Below are 16,439 nucleotides of genomic sequence, written 5' to 3' on the forward strand. Positions count from 1 at the left end.
GCGGATCTGCTTCAGTGGTCACACTGCGATCAATCAAATTGCACACTCGGACTGTCAGCTTTGGCAGCTTCAAAGGCAGCATTGATGTCGCTCTCGATGTTGCGTGTCAAAGAAAGCTCGGGCAGCGCCGCAGCCGGAAAGAACCGCGCCTCACTGGTTTCCGGGCCGGGTTCCGGGGACTGGGTTTGTAACTCGTCGCACAGGAAGAACAGTTTGTAGAAATCCCGAACGTCTGGAGGATAGGGGTGCCGCGCCTTGTGGCGCAGCGCATATAAATGGCGGGCTTGAACACGCAGGCGCGCCTCTTCCCAGACCTCCCGCTCGATATTCTCGGCGGGTGAACTGCCGATGTCTGCAAATCCGCCGGGCAGGGCCCATTTTCCATCGCTGCGCTCGCGCACCAACAGGATGTGCCCATTGCGGATAACGGCGCCGCGAATGTCGATGCTGGGGGTGGCATAGCCGCCTGTATGATCGACGGTCAGCGCTTCAATCTTTGATATGGGCACTTGGCCAAGATCAGCCAGCATGGACCGGGCCATGTTTGCGATCTCGTCATAGCGTTCGCGGTCGAACGGGTCTTTTGTGAAATGCTGGCCTGTTTCGGCCAGCGCCAGCAGGCGCTTTGCGCGGGTAAGCCAGGTATCCTCTAACGTTGTGGAGCCCTGGCGCATTGGCTCTAACGCCGTCGGTCGCGGCGTGAGCTCATGGGCTGGAACGCCACACCTACATGGGCCTCGCAATAGGGTTTTCCGGGCTCAACCGGCAGACCGCAGAACCAGAAATCATCGGTTGCCGGGTCTCCCACGGGCCATTTGCAGGTTTTTTCGGTAAGTTCCATCAGCGTCAGCTTCTTGGCCTTCTTCTCAACCTCGTTGACCTTGGCCAATGCCTCGGGGCTGATTTCATTGGCCGAAGGCTGCGGCGGCAACGGTTGGCCGGCCGGGATGATCTGCCGGCGGGCGGGAACCGCAGGTTTTGACTCGGCTGCAGGCGCTGGTGTGGGGCGAGCGGGTTCAGTCTTGGGCGCAGCTTTGGGCTTCGCCTCGACCTTGGGTGAGGGGGCAGGCTTTTCCTTAGGTTCGGATTTCGCCGGAGCTGCGCCAGTTGCGCGGTTGGACAGGCCCAGACGGTGTACCTTGCCGATCACCGCGTTGCGGGTTACGCCGCCCAGTTCTTTTGCGATCTGGCTGGCCGACTGGCCCTCGCCCCACATCTTCTTCAGCAGCTCTACACGCTCGTCAGTCCAGGACATCATTTGCCTTTCAAAAGCGGAAAGCGGCCCCGGATTCGGGCCGCCTTGGGAATTCGTTTCAGCGCCCTATTCTAATCACTGCGGGCCGAGTTACAAGCGGTCTTCGAATCAGCTATGGGGCAGACATGCAGAATCTTGTGGATCAGGGCACACGCCGGTTCGGCGCGGTGAATTGGATGGGGCTTTATACGCTGGCGCAGCGCGAAACTCTGCGCTTTCTGGCGGTCTGGACACAAACTCTACTAGCCCCTTTGGTGACGGCTGGTTTGTTTCTGCTGATTTTTACCATCGCCATCGGTCCCAGCAGGCCGGATGTGATGGGTGTGCCATTCCTGACCTTTCTTGCGCCGGGCATCATGATGATGACAGTGATTCAAAACGCCTTTGCCAATACGTCTTCTTCGATGGTGATCGCCAAAGTGCAGGGCAATATCGTTGATACGTTGATGCCGCCCCTGTCGCCTCTTGAGATTATGTTGGGTTACCTGGCAGGTGGGATCGCACGGGGCGCATTGATCGCCTGCGTTGTGGCCCTGGCCTTTTGGGTGTTCCTGTCGATCGCTCCGCAGAATCCCTTGGTCACACTGGTCTTTGTGCTTCTCGGAGGCGCTTTCATGGGCGCGTTGGGCCTGTTCGCCGGTATATTTGCCAACAAGTTTGATCAGATGGCTGCGATAACCAATTTCATCGTTACACCTTTGGCGTTTTTGTCGGGCACATTCTATTCCGTCGACGCCCTGCCTCCGGTTCTGAACGCGATCAGCCATGTAAACCCGGTTTTCTATCTGATCGACGGGTTGCGATATGGCATGATCGGTGTGTCGGACAGCTCTCCCGTTTTGGGGGGCATTGTGTGCAGCCTGGCCATTCTGCTGGTCTGTACGATGACATGGTGGATGTTGCGCAAGGGTTACCGACTCAAGGCCTGACGCTGCCGCGCTTCACGCCAGACCAGGATCAACGCTCCGGCAATGATGATGGACGAGCCGATGATGCTGACCGGATCCGGCACGACGCGAAACACGGCAAAATCATAGATCGCTGCAAAGATCAGTGTTGCATAGCTGATCGGCGCCACGAATGAGGCATCCGCACGCGCCATACCATTCACGAAACAGGCTTGGGCACAGGCCATCAACACACCGATTCCAATTAGCGCAGCCCATTGTGCTGGGTTAGGCATTTGCCAGACGAAGACGACCGCAACGGATGCAATGGCCAATCCCATCGCGTTGTTCACCAGTAGGATTTGGATGGGAATTTCTTTGCCTGAGAGTTTTTTGATGAAAATCAGTTCCATCCCTATTACGGCGGCCGCCGCCAAGGCTAACAATGCTGCGGGCTGAAAGCTTTCAGGGGTTGGGCGTAGCAGGATCAACGCACCTGTCAGCGATACAGCAGCAGCCAGCCAGCGCCATGGTCCAACACCCTCTTTCAGCAAAGGAATTGCAAGCACCATCGCAAAGACGGGGTTCAAGAAGGAAATTGCGGTTGCATCAGCGATTGGAATGAACGCGACCGAGGCAAACATCAGCGTGATGCCAAGCCAGCCAAAGCTTGTTCGACCAATATGAAGCCCCCAATGGGGGCGCCGCAACTGCGGTCGCAGAATCCCTACTGCGCTGACTATCACCACAAACGCAAACAGAAATCGCCCATGGCTGATTTGCATTGGGTGAAGCGGCGGGCCGAGCGTTTCTGTTCCCAACGCCTTGGCCAACAAGGTCGTTGCAGCAATAAAGGCACTGGCGGCGAAAATCAGCAGGGCGGCCAGCGGCGGATTCTGATCCTTGGGTTCGAACATGGTCTACCGGTGGGGCAGAGCGCAAAGAATGGCAAGACGTAACTGCAAGGCGCAGCGATACCAAGCAATATTTCTTGCGCGACGCAAATTATGGGTTTCCAGAACCGCTAAGGGCCGCTATACGGCCCGCATGATCAAAACCGCACATATCCTGCGCCTCCGACGCCGACGCTTTTCTGCGTAACCGCTCAGTTTGATCTCTTTGCGCCGTGCAAAGCGCCGCAAATCTCACCAAATTAGTTGACGACCATGGCCCCGGTGTATCACTCACAGGGCTTAAGCTACTTGAAAAGGATGATCCGATGATCCCGTCCGTTCTGCCGACCTATAACCGTGCGCCCCTGACGTTTGTGAAGGGCGAAGGCGCCTGGCTGATCGAGGCGGATGGCCGACGTTTTCTGGACCTCGGCGCCGGGATCGCGGTGAACGCGCTGGGCCATGCGCATCCCGCGCTAGTCAATGCGCTGACAGAACAGGCGCATGCGCTCTGGCATGTCTCGAACCTTTATCAAATCCCGCAGCAGCAGGCGCTGGCCGATAAGCTGGTCGAACATACCTTTGCCGACACCGTGTTCTTCACCAACTCGGGCACCGAGTCCTGCGAACTGGCCGTAAAAATGGCCCGCAAGTATTTCTATGACAAGGGTCAGCCCGAGAAGGTCGAGATCATCACCTTTGATGGCTCGTTCCATGGCCGCTCCTCGGCTGGTATCGCCGCTGCAGGGTCCGAGAAGATGACCAAGGGCTTTGGCCCTCTGCTGCCCGGCTTTGTGCATCTAAGGTTCGGAGATCTCGACGGCGTCACCAACGCCATCACCGAAAAAACAGCGGCGATCATGATTGAGCCAGTTCAGGGTGAAGGAGGCATCCGTCCCGTTCCCGACGCTGAACTCAAAGCCCTTCGCCAGATCTGTGATGAAAACGGCCTCCTGCTGATCCTGGATGAGGTGCAATGCGGTGTGGGCCGCACTGGCAAACTCTTCGCGCATGAATGGGCGGGCATCACCCCGGATATCATGATGGTCGCCAAAGGCATTGGCGGAGGCTTCCCTTTGGGCGCAGTGCTGGCCACAGAAGAGGCTGCCAGCGGCATGACCGCAGGCACTCATGGCTCCACCTACGGAGGTAACCCGCTGGGTTGCGCCGTTGGCTGCGCCGTGATTGATCAGGTTGCCACGCCCGCATTTCTTGAAAGCGTTAACCGCAAAGCGGGCTTGATGCGTCAGAAGCTCGAAGGTCTGGTTGCCGCACATCCGGATGTCTTTGAAGAGGTGCGCGGATCTGGCTTGATGTTGGGCCTGAAATGTAGTGCGGCCAATATCGACGTCGTCAACGCAGGTTATGACAACCAGGTCATTACTGTGCCCGCCGCCGACAACGTGATCCGCTTGCTACCGCCCTTGACCCTCAGCGAGGATGACATCGCCGAAGCCCTGATCCGCCTCGACAAGGCCGCCGCACAGGTCGAAGGCCAACTTGCCACCGCCTGACCCTTCTTCTGTTCAAAAATACCTCGGGGGTTCGGGGGCAGAGCCCCCGTCCGTCGACAACCAAAAGCGATACGTCATGAACCATTTCCTTGATATCCACAAAACCGATACCGCGTCCCTTAGAGCGATGATCGATCAGGCCAGCGCAATGAAACAGGCCCGTTTGGGTCGCCGCAAAGCCGCGCCGGATGATGAACAGCCCCTCAAGGGCTGCATGGTTGCGCTGATCTTTGAAAAACCATCAACCCGGACGCGTGTTTCCTTTGATGTAGGCGTCCGCCAGATGGGCGGGCAGACTATGGTTCTGTCAGGGAAGGACATGCAGCTGGGCCATGGCGAAACCATCGCCGACACCGCCCGCGTTCTGTCGCGCTATGTGGATATGATCATGATCCGGACCTTTGACGAAACCATTCTGACCGAAATGGCCGAGTATTCGGACGTGCCCGTGATCAACGGGCTTACCGACCGGACCCACCCCTGCCAGATCATGGCCGATGTCCTGACCTTCGAAGAACATCGCGGACCGATCAAAGGCAAAAAGGTCGTCTGGACAGGGGACGGTAACAATGTTTGCGCCTCGTTCCTGCATGCTGCCGGACAGTTCGGGTTTGACTTCACCTTTACTGGCCCGGCTCAGTTCGACCCCGAAGAAGAGTTCATGGGCTTTGCGCGTCAGCGGGGCTCAAAGGTCGTCGTCGAACGCGACCCACATAAAGCTGTTGAAGGGGCTGACCTGATTGTGGCGGATACCTGGGTGTCCATGCATGATTCTCAGTCCGCGAAAGAGCGTCGCCACAACCTGCTTCGCCCTTATCAGGTCAACGCTGAACTGATGTCCCATGCGAAACAGGATGCGCTGTTCATGCATTGCCTGCCCGCACACCGTGAAGAAGAAGCAACATCCGAGGTTATGGACGGCCCAAACTCGGTCATCTTTGATGAGGCCGAAAACCGCCTGCATGCGCAAAAGGCGGTGATGCGCTGGTGTCTAGGCGTCTAAGCCCTTCGCTTCACATCCCATACCCGCAATTTGGCGAGCGCCCGCGCGGTCGCCAAAACCACCAGAACGCAGAGTGCGGCCTTGCTCATAATACCCATGGTGCCTTCGATCAGCATCGCATGGATCACGCTGCCGAGAATGGTGATGGTTGCGAGACCCGCATGACCCAGCCGCCAAATGCGAAACCTAAGGTGTAGACGCGTTTGGTAAAGGCCCAGCACAGCGGCGCCAAAGGCGGCCCACATCGCGACAACACCCCAGGCTGAAAATGGCGTCGGTGATACAAATAGCAGGGCATCAATAACGTCAGGCGGGCTGGTGATCCACAAACCTCCGACATGCAACAAAATGGCGATGATCAGCGTGACGCCCAACAAGCGATGCAGGTTTCTGCTGGTCATTGGGGTCAGGCCAGGCAGGTCTCTGGCGGCGAGCAGGGGCTGAACCAAGAGAAGACCCAGGCCGATGATCCCCGAAAAACCAGCCGCAATGTAGACAGGGTCGCGCCATGCCAGCAATGGGCTGAAGCCTGCGACCATCAAAGGAATGAACAGTGCGGTCAACAGGCTCGCCCAGAGTACGACTTTAAGGATCACGTGGGTCAGATCGGTTGCAACACGAAATGCGCAGCCAGCGTTTTATCCTTAGAGCTGGACATCACGGGGCGCAGGAACACAGTCTCAAAGGCGCCACTGTCATAGGCCAGGTGACCATGCGGTTGACCAAAGGCTGGAACGATTTGTGGCATTTCCAGCCGGAACTCACCATTTGCATCCGTTAGTGTCGCGCCATGGCTTTGCGGATCGCGCTCGTGCCCTTCGGTGGTATGGGCCCAGATCTGGATGCGTTGACCCGGCAAGGGAGCCCCATCGCCCGCGCGACGCACCGTGCCTGTCATCCAAAAGCCGCCGCCACCGATCCGTTCAACGATCGGAGCGCCCGGGCGATAATTGTTCGACCCACCTCGCATCGATAGTGTAGGAGCAACGCCAGCCGCCAGTGCCGGTGTAAATCCGCCTGCTAATGCGGCGGTTCCGGTCGCGATCAGGTTCCGGCGCGTGATTAGTAGGCGGGTCATAGATACTCTCCTGTCGAACCTAATGCAGCCCTTGGCTCAATGCCTCTATATCCAAAGATAGCACATGCGCGGACGATTCCGAGGTCGAGTCGAATGGAATCGCAAGGTTTCGTCCTCACGCCTCTGTGAGGTTCGGTGCCTGTTGCGAATACTGATATCTCCCTGCACGCAAACTGTGCGCTGATGCGCTTTTTCTGCGCGCTTTTCGCCCTATATTCACATTTACGAACGCAACATGGCCCCTCGGGCCGCCCGACTGGGAGAGCAGGAATGAGTTGGAATCCGACCCACAATCCCGAATGCCTTTCCGAAAACCCGGCATTGGACACTTTGATCATCCCGCGTGCACGCGACCTCGGAGGGTTCGAAGTGCGCCGCGCACTCCCTTCGGTTCAGCGGCAGCTTGTGGGACCTTTCATTTTCTTCGATCAAATGGGACCTGCAGAATTTATTACAGAAGGTGGAATAGACGTGCGCCCGCACCCTCATATCGGGCTTGGTACCGTGACTTATCTTTATCAGGGTGAGTTCGAGCACCGCGACAGCCTGGGAACCCACCAGATGATCTATCCGGGTGAGGTCAACTGGATGGTTGCCGGACGCGGCGTGACCCATTCAGAACGCACCAGCGATGAGACCCGAGGCAAGCGAAACAGTCTGTTTGGTATCCAGACCTGGATCGCACTGCCAGAACAACATGAAGACATGGCCCCTGATTTCGAGCATCACAAACAGGCTGCATTGCCGCATATTCAGGATGCGGGTGTCAGCGCGCGGCTGATCTTGGGTACAGCCTATGGCGAAACAAGCCCGGTGACCATGCTGTCTGAAACCTTCTATCTGGATGTTCAACTCGACCCTGGCGCAACCTTCCCGCTGCCTGACGATCATGAAGATCGCGGCGTATATGTCACCGAAGGTCAGGTTGAGATCGCCGGAGACAGATTTGACGCGGGGCGCATGATGGTTTTCCGTCCGGGAGACAAACTTTCGGTCACGGCAGGGCCTCTTGGCGCGCGGCTCATGCTGTTGGGCGGCGCGACATTGAACGAGGACCGGTACATCTGGTGGAACTTTGTATCCTCGTCTAAAGAAAAGATCGAAACCGCAACGCGCGAGTGGAAAACCGCAGATTGGGCCAATGGCGCCTTCCATCTGCCGCCCGGGGATGATCAGGAGTTCATTCCGATTTCAGAGGAATTGGAACGCACCAAACCCCGCCTTGCACGGTGAACGCGACGTCATTGGGCGATGGGCTTGTCCCGGGCTGAGAACCCGGTGATCCTTTCCAAAGCGGAGGGATCGCCATGAAGATTGTCATTGCTGGGGCCGGCAGTATCGGATGCTATTGCGGCGCGCTGCTGGCCGATGCCGGTCACGAGGTCACATTGCTTGGGCGGTCCCGGGTATTGGAACCGATCCGAGAGCAGGGCTTGACGGTTACCAACTATGCGGGGCTGCATCGCCATCTGCCCGCGCAGAAGCTGACTCTAAGCGATGATCCTGAGTGCCTCGGTGGTGCCGATGCGATCATCGTGACGGTAAAATCAGGGGCCACGCCTGAAATGGCAGGTCTGATTGCCATTCATGCGGCACAAGGGGTGCCCGTTCTTTCTTGGCAAAATGGGATGCAGAATGCCCAAACCCTGCGCGACGCATTGCCCGACTATGACGTGCGTGCGGGCATGGTGCCGTTTAATGTGGTCCCGATTAAACCCGCAACCTACCACTGTGCCACATCCGGTGACATCGTAGTTCAGACCGGCCCTGGGAACCTTGCTGAACGCCTGAACAGCCCTAATCTGCCAATCTCGGCAAGCGATCAGATCGAAGCGGTCCAGTGGGGCAAACTGGTCATCAACTTAAACAACGCGCTGAACGCCTTGTCCGGACTAACACTTGTCGATCAGCTGATGGATCGCCAGTGGCGCCGCCTGATGGCCGATCAAATGGCCGAGGCATTGAATGTGCTGAAAGCTGCGGGCAAGCCGGTCGCGTCGACCACGCCGCTACCCGCCAACCTGACACCTTTCATTCTGCGTCTGCCAACGCCGATCTTTATGCGTGTTGCGTCGAAGATGCTGACGATTGACCCAACCGCACGCACTTCGATGGCCTATGATTTGATGCAGGGTCGCAAAACGGAAATCGATAGCCTTCAAGGTGAGGTTATGCGTCTCGCAGAGCAAACAGGCATGAATACACCAATTTGTGCTCGAGTCTCTGATTTGATCCAACAGCGACCCACCCCGCCCATGCGCCCACAGGAGATACGGCCCGAGGCAAAGGCCGTCAGAGGCAGGTAGATCAGTCTGGACAAGACTGTGCCTTTGATGTTCTTGGCGGATTTGCCCGGGCGCTGACAGCGGGCGTTTTCCAACGTCGATCTATGTTGCCGGACTATCTCCGCAGCAGCATGAACGATCAATGCTTGCTCCGGATTGCCGGACCGACCAAGTTAATTAGCCCCATCAAGACCTTCAACTGAGCACCATGCGCGGCCGCGCGATACTAGACTTTGCGGACTTAATTTTCCCGTGGTTTCCGAGTGCCGGGGCGGCGAGTTCTTACCGGTTGCGACACGTGCTACTCGATCTTCAGTAGCAAGGCCTGCAATTCCGGCTCTCTGACCAAAGTGGCCGCCGTTTTGGGGGTAACCCAGTTGCGCTTTCTTTGGCCAACTTCGGGGAATTCATCGGCCAGCGCGCGCACCGCAACACGATAGACGCTTGTCAGAACCGGCTGTGCGGAACCGTCTTTCAGTATTTTGTCGTAGGTGAAGTGGCCGAACGGGTTCTTTTCAACCATGTCAGCTTCAACACCGGCCTCTTCCCAGGCTTCTTGCGCGGCGGTTTCTGCGCCATCCAGCCCATCAATCGGCCAACCTTTTGGAATTATCCAACGCCCGGTATCGCGGCTGGTAATCAGCAGAACCTCGGGGCCCGCATCGGTTTGTCGCGTGCACAGGGCTGCAAATTGCACCCGGCGCGGGCGCAGAAACAGGGGTTTTGCGACCTCTTCCCATATGTTGCGAAACCAATGTGACATAGTCAAAATATCAGGTGCTTTTCTCGATTCTTCGGCCGTTCAGTTAACCATTGAGCCAGGATATTTCAACAAATCCGTGACCAAAAGATTAATATTTTACCCATTTTTAAGGAAATATGTGTCTTTTTGTGGGATTTGGTGGTTGATGCCCCCGATCTGCCTCAGCTTTTGCGACGTTTGGCGCGCAAGGTTGGGTCTGCTTGCGTTGGATCTTCGGGCCAGGGGTGTTTGGGATACTGCGCCCGCATATCTTTGCGGACATCCGCATAGGACCCGGACCAGAACCCGGGCAAATCCCGCGTGATCTGAATTGGGCGCTGTGCAGGGGACAGCAGGGTGATCTTAAGCGGCGCGCCTGCGACAACGGGATGATGCGCAACCCCGAAAAGCTCCTGCAGGCGAACCGCGATTTCGGGTACGTCGGTGCCATAGTCAATTGGCACTTTGCGCCCCAATGGCGTGATGAAAGACCCCGGCGCGCGCTTATCCAACTCTTGCATCTGTTCCCAATCCAGCCGCGCCCGAAGCGCGGGTAGTAGGTCAAAGCGTTTCCAGTCTTCGGCGCTGCGCACGCCAGACAGCATAGGCAATAGCCAATCTTCGAGAGAAGACATCAGCCCTTCGATTGAAAAATCCGGCAGATCGACTCCGTCGGCGTGCACCAGTTCGACCCGCGCGGCAAAACGCGCGGCGGCGCCTTCCAGACGCAGCCCCAGATCGCGCACACCGTCCAACATAGCTTGTGCCACGGTGTCATCGGGGGCGTCTTTCCACAGGCGGTCGCTCAGGGTGATTGCGCCAAGCCGTTCCTGCTGACGTGCGATCACGCGCCGTTCGCGCTTGGACCAGGCGCAGGTATCAACCCAACACAGCTGGTCGGCGAACTGATCGCGGATATCGCGTTCGGAAATCTGAACCGCCATCCTCACGCGGGCTTCGCGTGGGTTCCCATCGGTGTCGAGCACGACAAGATAGAGCGCATTGGCCAGGGTATCGTCGTTTTCAAGCACCACGCCTTTGCCGCCCGACAGGACATGGCGTGGTGTATCCCCTTTGCGCCGTTGCCCGATCCGGTCGGGATAGGCGAGTGCTGCCATTGCTGCGGCGCTGAGGGTTTCGTCCTGAGGTTGGACCATCGCGCGCAGACGTTTCGTTTCGCCCTTGATCCGATCCACTACGCTTGGATTGACCTGCCAGGGCTTTTCCCTTTGAAAGGCGCGTGTATCGCGTATCGCAGCCATCCTGAAGGTCAGATCGACCGGAGCGCCCTTAAGGGGATCTCGTTCTGCCAGTAACGCAGCCAGCGGGGCTGACTGTGTTCCGGCGCGAACCAGCATATGGCCCAAACGTGGGTGCAAGGGCAGGGATGCCAAACGCCGCCCGTGATCTGTGATGCGTCCTTTGTCATCCAGCGCGCCAAGTATTCGCAACAGGGATCGTGCCTCGGCCAGTGTGCCATCAGGCGGAGGGGTCAGAAACGCAAGATCGCCAGCTTCTGCACCCCATAAGGCAAGCTCTAGCGCCAACCCGGTCAGATCAGCGGCCTCGATTTCTGCGGGCGGATAGGCCTGCAAGGCACCTTCCTCGCCCTTTGACCACAACCGATAGCAGACGCCTTCGGCCACGCGGCCCGCGCGGCCAGTTCGCTGGGTGGCTTCGGCCCGCGTGACACGCTCGGTCACCAGCCGCGACATGCCCGAGCCCGGATCGAACCGCGCCCGCCTTGCTTGGCCCATATCCACGACCACACGGATGTCGGGGATGGTCAGCGAGGTTTCTGCGATTGACGTTGCCAGCACGATTTTGCGTCCGGCCTCAACCGGTGCGATGGCCGCGCGCTGGGCGGCAAAGGGCAGGGCGCCAAACAAGGGGCGCAATTTGCAGGTCTTTGGCAAGCGCTGGCTGAGCGCTGTTTCGGCCCGTCGGATTTCACCTTCGCCGGGCAGGAAAACCAGAACGCCGCCGCCGATCTGCTCCGTTTCGAACACCGCTGTTTCAACCAGATCAATCAGCGCATCCAACCGTCTGGCCTGTGGGCCCAGCGGGCGGTCAAGCCAGCGGGTTTCAACCGGATAGCTGCGCCCTTCCGAGGTCACGAGAGGGGCTTCCATTAACCGCCCGACAGGCTCAGCGTCCAGCGTGGCCGACATCGCCACCAGGATAAGGTCATCGCGAAGCGCCCCGGCGACCTCAAGGCATAATGCCAGACCCAGATCAGCGTTCAGGGATCGTTCGTGAAACTCATCAAAGATCACGGCCCCGACACCGGGAAGATCAGGGTCAGATTGCATCATTCGGGTCAGGATGCCTTCGGTCACGACCTCAATCCGTGTGGCGTTCGAGGTTTTGGCCTCACCACGGACCCTGTAGCCGACGGTTTGACCCGCGCGCTCACCCAGTGTTTCGGCCATGCGTTCAGCCGCAGCGCGTGCGGCCAGACGGCGGGGTTCCAGCATTACGATCTTGCCGGTGCACAGCCCGGCCTTTAGCATTGCCAGAGGAACGCGGGTTGTCTTACCCGCGCCGGGCGGGGCTTGAAGAACGGCGCGCCCATGGTCCCGAAGGGCTGAAATCAGGTCGGGCAGCGCGTCGTCTATCGGCAGTCGTGTCATACCGCCTTATCGCCAAAGCGCCGGTCAACGTCCAGAAGGCCCAGCCAAAACACTGGATGTGCTCTGGACAATTACGGCGCGGCACCGTCATTTAGGGCAAATCTCCAAAAAAGGCCGGGCGGATGGACATAGCTGAATTGGGTGAAAGGATCATGCAAGGTGAACGCCGAGCTCTGGCGCGCGCAATCACGCTGGTCGAAAGCATCCGTGCAGATCATCGGGAGCAGGCCTCGGAGCTTCTGAGTTATCTGGCGCAATCAGGCAGACAATCTCTGCGGATTGGCTTGTCGGGTACACCCGGCGTTGGGAAATCCACCTTTATCGAAAGCTTTGGCATGATGTTGACCGGGCAAGGCCTGCGTGTTGCTGTTCTTGCGGTTGATCCAAGCTCGGCCCGGTCGGGCGGATCGATCCTGGGTGACAAGACCCGGATGGAACGTCTGAGCCGTGACCCAAACGCCTTTATCCGACCTTCACCCAGCCAAAGCCAGTTAGGTGGCGTTGCCCGTCGCACGCGCGAAGCCATCGCGCTGTGTGAGGCGGCAGGAAATGATGTCGTGCTGATCGAAACCGTGGGGGTCGGCCAGTCGGAAACCGTGGTGTCCGAGCTCTCCGATCTGTTCCTGCTGCTGCTTGCTCCGGCGGGCGGAGATGAGTTGCAGGGCGTCAAACGCGGAATAATGGAGATGGCAGATATCATCCTTATCAATAAGGCCGATGGTGACCTGAAGGCGACGGCGACACGCACCTGCGCGGATTATGCCGGTGCCCTGCGCCTGTTACGCAAACGCCCGCAGGACCCGGAGGGGTTTCCCAAAGCGATGACAGTCTCAGCTATTGAAGAACACGGCCTCGACCAAGCCTGGGCAGAAATACTGTCGCTCAGCCAATGGCGGCGGGACAACGGGTTTTGGACTGCAAACCGAGCTGCACAGGCCCGCTACTGGTTTGATCAAGAGGTTCGGCATGCTCTGCTGGCCCGTCTCGACACACCCGAGGCGCGCCGGGAAATGGATGAGCTGAGCACTGAGGTGGGTCAAGGTACGATCAGCCCCACGACCGCTGCGCGGCATATGTTATCAAAACTCTCTGCCATCTGATCAGTGTTCGGATGTTTGGGCCCGGGCCTTGATGCGCGCGGCGTCTCATCGCAATATGGTTGCGTATTCTATCGGATCGTGCCGATCTGGTCGTGTAAATGGTTGCTATCTTAGACCTGCCTGCTGCTTGGGAATAGAGGACCATGCCCAATATAAGGGGTACCAATGGCAATGACATAATCGACGTTACCGATGACAACGGTACGTTGAATGGTACCCCTCAGGGTGCACCGATTAACAATATTCGCGGCCGTGGTGGCAGCGACCAGATCACGGTTACGAACAGCACGGTTATCGGGGTTGTACGTGGCAACGGGGGTAGTGACGATATTACCATCACCGGCAGCACAGTCGGAACACTGAATGCCGGAGGGGGCGCGGATACCGTCGTTGTCCGTGGGTCCGACATCAGCAGCATCGCATTGGGGAATGGCAACGATACGCTCGATTTCCAAAGCACCAGCGTGTCAGGTACAGTCGAAGGCGGCGGTGGTACCGATACGCTGAACCTACCCGAAGGCACCGTGATCACTGACAGTACGTTCGGCACAATCACAGTTGTGGCTGGCACGAGCTATTCGCTGTCCAGCGGTTCGTTTACCCTGCCGTCGGGAACAACTGTCACGTATACAGGATTCGAAAATGGTGCCGGGTTTCCGTGCTTTACCCGCGATACTCTGATCGCGACGGATTGTGGATTTTGCCCGATTCAGAACATCTCGGCCGGGGACAGGGTCCAGACGGTTGGTTTGGGATCCCAAACAGTGCGTTGGGCAGGGCGGCGGGCGTTCACAACCCGTGACCTTGAACAGGACCCCAAACTGCGCCCGGTGCGCATCGTGGCAGGCGCCTTGGGGCAGGGGACGCCTCGCCGCGATTTGCTGGTCTCGCGCCAGCACCGGATGCTGGTTCAATCCAAAATCGCGCAGCGCATGTTCGGAGCAGCTGAAGTTCTTATTCCGGCGATCAAGCTGACCTCACTGCCGGGTATCTATGTGGATCACGAGGTGCAATCGGTCGAGTATTTCCACTTGCTGTTTGACCGGCATGAGGTGATCTATGCCGAAGGCGCCCCAACCGAGAGCTTGTATACCGGGCCCGAGGCGTTGAAATCGCTCAGCGCCGCCGCGCGGCGTGAGGTATTCAAGATATTCCCGGAGCTGGCGGATCACGATCACAGCCCTGACCCGGCGCGCCTAATCCCACGGGGCAAACAGCAGGCCCAACTGATCTCGCGCCATATAAAGAACGATAAACCTCTGTTGCATGCGCCGAACACACTCGCATGTGGTGAAGGCATAGGGGGCGCAAATATTCCGCGTTACCTGTCTTGACCCTACCTGCGATTCCCACTACACGCATCCAACCAGTTTTCGGGCGCGACTTCGGGTTGCGCCCCTTGTGATTTGGCCGCAGGCGTTTTGCCCGGCCTCCAGAAACAAAGGAAGAAACCATGTCGCGCCGTTGCGAACTGACCGGAAAAGGCCCGATGACTGGCAACAATGTCAGCCACGCCAAAAACAGAACTCGTCGTCGTTTTCTGCCGAATCTGAACGATGTCACCCTGCAGTCGGAGACTTTGGGTCGTGGCGTAAAGCTGCGTATTTCGGCGGCTGCCCTGCGTTCTGTCGACCACCGCGGTGGTCTGGACGCGTTCCTGGCGAAAGCCAAGGACGAAGAGCTGTCTGCGAACGCATTGAAAGTGAAAAAGGAAATCGCCAAGGCACAAGCGTCGGCGTAACCTTCTTTGACATTCCGCTTGAATGACCCCGTACCGGATTGGCGCGGGGTTTTTCGTTTTGCGATTCAGCTCGGGCCCCAAAAAAGTTCAAATAAATTGTAACGACCGTGAAACAGTTCACATACGCGCGCAGATGTAGGGCGTATGTTGACTACATTCTTTGGGTGGGGGCCGAGTGATGTCGTTAAAGAGTTTCTATATTTTCCTGTTGCTTTCGACCGTTCTCAAAAAAGCAATTTTGGCCTGCACGCGTATTCAGCGTCAGGTGAATCGCTCCCATACCAGTCTGACTAAGGGGGTCGTTAAACGGCCTGGGCTGGATTACTAAGAGACGCTTCAAGCGCGACCGTTTGGCGCTTGAAGCGTTTCATCTGTCTGGCCTATATGCAGGTCAGGATGAGCTCTGCGTTTCATAAGTTTTTGCCGGTAATTTTGTCTTTGCTACTGGTTCTGACCGGGCAGAGCATTGCGGCGTCGCGTGGCGTGGATATGGCGACGGGCCAGATGGTCCTATGTACCGGAAACGGCCCCGTTGTTGTCTATGTTGACGCAAATGGACAGCCTACAGCCCCACCACACTATTGCCCCGACTATGCGCTGACCCTGTTGGGGGCGGTTGCGGATGCACAACCCGCGCAGCCCGAGGTCCCGGCGCATCGGCTTCCCACGCCTTTGCGCGAAAAAGGCAACCTTGTCGCATCGCCCGTCCCGGACACACCTGCGCGTGCACCTCCTGTCCTGGTCTGATCCCATTCATAGTTTTCAGACGACCAAACAGATAAGGAGAGACACAATGTCCCTCAGAACAACCCTGTTCGCCACTTTTGCAACCGTTCTTCTGGCCGTTCCAGCCTTTGCTGACAGCCAGATCGTTGTTGACGACGCCTACGCCCGTTCATCCGGCAAAACCGCCAAGGCGGGCGCCGCGTTCATGATGATCCAGAACCAGGGCGAGACGGATGACCGCTTGATCAGTGCAACATCAGATGCCGCAGCCCGGGTAGAGTTGCACACGCATAAGATCAATGATGACGGCGTGGCTCAGATGGTCCATGTCGAGGAAGGCTTTACCATCCCGGCAGGCGAGACCTACATGCTCAAACGCGGTGGTGCGCATGTGATGCTGATGGGGTTGAAGGCTCCATTCGAGCATGGTGCCACGGTTCCTGTTACATTGGTGTTTGAGCAGGCCGGAGAGGTCGTGCTTGACGTTCCAGTGGATCTGGAGCGCCAGGACAAGCATGGTCACGACCACGAATCCCATTCGAACTAGCAGCAACGCCTGTCTTCGGGCCGCTTTGCGGCCGT

At 58.0% G+C, this 16,439-nt stretch carries 17 protein-coding genes; 10 read left to right on the forward strand and 7 right to left on the reverse strand.

Going from position 1 to position 16,439, the window contains the following annotated elements:
• Window positions 1-29: 29 nt before the first annotated feature.
• Window positions 30-674, reverse strand: coding sequence for an NUDIX hydrolase (locus tag ACR0EL_RS00310; protein WP_480497237.1), 645 nt, complete (start codon window positions 672-674; stop codon window positions 30-32).
• Window positions 675-679: 5 nt separating this feature from the next.
• Window positions 680-1,255, reverse strand: a complete 576-nt coding sequence (locus tag ACR0EL_RS00315; protein ID WP_480498387.1) for a GcrA family cell cycle regulator — start codon at window positions 1,253-1,255, stop codon at window positions 680-682.
• Window positions 1,256-1,380: 125 nt separating this feature from the next.
• Between ACR0EL_RS00315 and ACR0EL_RS00320 the strand changes: the two genes are divergently transcribed.
• Window positions 1,381-2,184, forward strand: coding sequence for an ABC transporter permease (locus ACR0EL_RS00320; RefSeq protein ID WP_480497239.1), 804 nt, complete (start codon window positions 1,381-1,383; stop codon window positions 2,182-2,184).
• Here ACR0EL_RS00320 and ACR0EL_RS00325 read toward each other — a convergent pair.
• Window positions 2,166-3,059, reverse strand: a complete 894-nt coding sequence (locus ACR0EL_RS00325; protein ID WP_480497241.1) for a DMT family transporter — start codon at window positions 3,057-3,059, stop codon at window positions 2,166-2,168. The two genes, ACR0EL_RS00320 and ACR0EL_RS00325, sit on opposite strands and share 19 nt — an antisense overlap.
• 302 nt (window positions 3,060-3,361) lie before the next feature.
• Between ACR0EL_RS00325 and ACR0EL_RS00330 the strand changes: the two genes are divergently transcribed.
• Complete coding sequence (locus ACR0EL_RS00330) at window positions 3,362-4,549, forward strand: acetylornithine transaminase (protein ID WP_480497243.1); 1,188 nt, start codon at window positions 3,362-3,364, stop codon at window positions 4,547-4,549.
• A 76-nt stretch (window positions 4,550-4,625) separates the two neighbouring features.
• The gene (gene argF / locus ACR0EL_RS00335; protein WP_353013640.1) at window positions 4,626-5,552 is read left to right on the forward strand and encodes an ornithine carbamoyltransferase; all 927 of its coding nucleotides are present in this window, start codon (window positions 4,626-4,628) and stop codon (window positions 5,550-5,552) included.
• Here argF and ACR0EL_RS00340 read toward each other — a convergent pair.
• Together ACR0EL_RS00340 and ACR0EL_RS00345 are read right to left on the reverse strand one after the other, a co-directional pair.
• Window positions 5,549-6,115 carry a ferric reductase-like transmembrane domain-containing protein gene (locus tag ACR0EL_RS00340; RefSeq protein WP_480497245.1) on the reverse strand — a complete coding sequence of 189 codons (567 nt, stop codon included), beginning with the start codon at window positions 6,113-6,115 and terminating at the stop codon, window positions 5,549-5,551. The genes argF and ACR0EL_RS00340 overlap by 4 nt on opposite strands.
• 38 nt (window positions 6,116-6,153) lie before the next feature.
• A complete protein-coding gene (locus ACR0EL_RS00345) occupies window positions 6,154-6,630 on the reverse strand; it encodes a twin-arginine translocation pathway signal (protein WP_480497247.1) in 477 nt (158 codons plus the stop codon).
• 270 nt (window positions 6,631-6,900) lie between these two features.
• Between ACR0EL_RS00345 and ACR0EL_RS00350 the strand changes: the two genes are divergently transcribed.
• Both ACR0EL_RS00350 and ACR0EL_RS00355 read left to right on the forward strand, forming a co-directional pair.
• Window positions 6,901-7,863, forward strand: coding sequence for a pirin family protein (locus tag ACR0EL_RS00350; protein WP_480497249.1), 963 nt, complete (start codon window positions 6,901-6,903; stop codon window positions 7,861-7,863).
• A 74-nt stretch (window positions 7,864-7,937) separates the two neighbouring features.
• Complete coding sequence (locus ACR0EL_RS00355; protein WP_480497251.1) at window positions 7,938-8,936, forward strand: 2-dehydropantoate 2-reductase; 999 nt, start codon at window positions 7,938-7,940, stop codon at window positions 8,934-8,936.
• Between the two features lie 280 nt (window positions 8,937-9,216).
• Here the strand turns inward: ACR0EL_RS00355 and ACR0EL_RS00360 are convergent, their stop codons facing one another.
• Both ACR0EL_RS00360 and hrpB read right to left on the reverse strand, forming a co-directional pair.
• Window positions 9,217-9,678, reverse strand: a complete 462-nt coding sequence (locus ACR0EL_RS00360) for an NUDIX hydrolase (RefSeq protein WP_480497253.1) — start codon at window positions 9,676-9,678, stop codon at window positions 9,217-9,219.
• 161 nt (window positions 9,679-9,839) lie between these two features.
• Window positions 9,840-12,290: an ATP-dependent helicase HrpB gene (hrpB, locus tag ACR0EL_RS00365; protein ID WP_480497255.1), complete on the reverse strand. Its 2,451-nt coding sequence runs from the start codon at window positions 12,288-12,290 to the stop codon at window positions 9,840-9,842.
• A gap of 122 nt (window positions 12,291-12,412) precedes the next feature.
• Between hrpB and meaB the strand changes: the two genes are divergently transcribed.
• From meaB to ACR0EL_RS00390, 5 genes are all read left to right on the forward strand, one after another.
• The gene (meaB, locus tag ACR0EL_RS00370) at window positions 12,413-13,390 is read left to right on the forward strand and encodes a methylmalonyl Co-A mutase-associated GTPase MeaB (protein WP_480497256.1); all 978 of its coding nucleotides are present in this window, start codon (window positions 12,413-12,415) and stop codon (window positions 13,388-13,390) included.
• A gap of 143 nt (window positions 13,391-13,533) precedes the next feature.
• Complete coding sequence (locus ACR0EL_RS00375; protein ID WP_480497258.1) at window positions 13,534-14,724, forward strand: Hint domain-containing protein; 1,191 nt, start codon at window positions 13,534-13,536, stop codon at window positions 14,722-14,724.
• 119 nt (window positions 14,725-14,843) lie between these two features.
• Complete coding sequence (gene rpmB, locus ACR0EL_RS00380; RefSeq protein ID WP_039532366.1) at window positions 14,844-15,131, forward strand: 50S ribosomal protein L28; 288 nt, start codon at window positions 14,844-14,846, stop codon at window positions 15,129-15,131.
• A 396-nt stretch (window positions 15,132-15,527) separates the two neighbouring features.
• A complete protein-coding gene (locus tag ACR0EL_RS00385) occupies window positions 15,528-15,878 on the forward strand; it encodes a hypothetical protein (RefSeq protein WP_480497261.1) in 351 nt (116 codons plus the stop codon).
• Window positions 15,879-15,924: 46 nt separating this feature from the next.
• Complete coding sequence (locus tag ACR0EL_RS00390; RefSeq protein ID WP_480497263.1) at window positions 15,925-16,404, forward strand: copper chaperone PCu(A)C; 480 nt, start codon at window positions 15,925-15,927, stop codon at window positions 16,402-16,404.
• Window positions 16,405-16,439 lie beyond the last annotated feature (35 nt).

It is taken from the genome of Ruegeria sp. AH12 (assembly GCF_056541465.1).

Excerpts from the sequence above, each read along its gene's own strand:
- ACR0EL_RS00360 (WP_480497253.1), bottom strand. The coding sequence starts at position 9,678 with ATGTCACATTGGTTTCGCAACATATGGGAAGAGGTCGCAAAACCCCTG.
- ACR0EL_RS00350 (WP_480497249.1), top strand. The coding sequence starts at position 6,901 with ATGAGTTGGAATCCGACCCACAATCCCGAATGCCTTTCCGAAAACCCG.
- ACR0EL_RS00385 (WP_480497261.1), top strand. The coding sequence starts at position 15,528 with ATGAGCTCTGCGTTTCATAAGTTTTTGCCGGTAATTTTGTCTTTGCTA.
- hrpB (WP_480497255.1), bottom strand. The coding sequence starts at position 12,290 with ATGACACGACTGCCGATAGACGACGCGCTGCCCGACCTGATTTCAGCC.
- ACR0EL_RS00355 (WP_480497251.1), top strand. The coding sequence starts at position 7,938 with ATGAAGATTGTCATTGCTGGGGCCGGCAGTATCGGATGCTATTGCGGC.
- ACR0EL_RS00320 (WP_480497239.1), top strand. The coding sequence starts at position 1,381 with ATGCAGAATCTTGTGGATCAGGGCACACGCCGGTTCGGCGCGGTGAAT.
- ACR0EL_RS00345 (WP_480497247.1), bottom strand. The coding sequence starts at position 6,630 with ATGACCCGCCTACTAATCACGCGCCGGAACCTGATCGCGACCGGAACC.
- rpmB (WP_039532366.1), top strand. The coding sequence starts at position 14,844 with ATGTCGCGCCGTTGCGAACTGACCGGAAAAGGCCCGATGACTGGCAAC.
- ACR0EL_RS00325 (WP_480497241.1), bottom strand. The coding sequence starts at position 3,059 with ATGTTCGAACCCAAGGATCAGAATCCGCCGCTGGCCGCCCTGCTGATT.
- argF (WP_353013640.1), top strand. The coding sequence starts at position 4,626 with ATGAACCATTTCCTTGATATCCACAAAACCGATACCGCGTCCCTTAGA.
- meaB (WP_480497256.1), top strand. The coding sequence starts at position 12,413 with ATGGACATAGCTGAATTGGGTGAAAGGATCATGCAAGGTGAACGCCGA.
- ACR0EL_RS00330 (WP_480497243.1), top strand. The coding sequence starts at position 3,362 with ATGATCCCGTCCGTTCTGCCGACCTATAACCGTGCGCCCCTGACGTTT.
- ACR0EL_RS00315 (WP_480498387.1), bottom strand. The coding sequence starts at position 1,255 with ATGTCCTGGACTGACGAGCGTGTAGAGCTGCTGAAGAAGATGTGGGGC.
- ACR0EL_RS00390 (WP_480497263.1), top strand. The coding sequence starts at position 15,925 with ATGTCCCTCAGAACAACCCTGTTCGCCACTTTTGCAACCGTTCTTCTG.
- ACR0EL_RS00310 (WP_480497237.1), bottom strand. The coding sequence starts at position 674 with ATGCGCCAGGGCTCCACAACGTTAGAGGATACCTGGCTTACCCGCGCA.
- ACR0EL_RS00375 (WP_480497258.1), top strand. The coding sequence starts at position 13,534 with ATGCCCAATATAAGGGGTACCAATGGCAATGACATAATCGACGTTACC.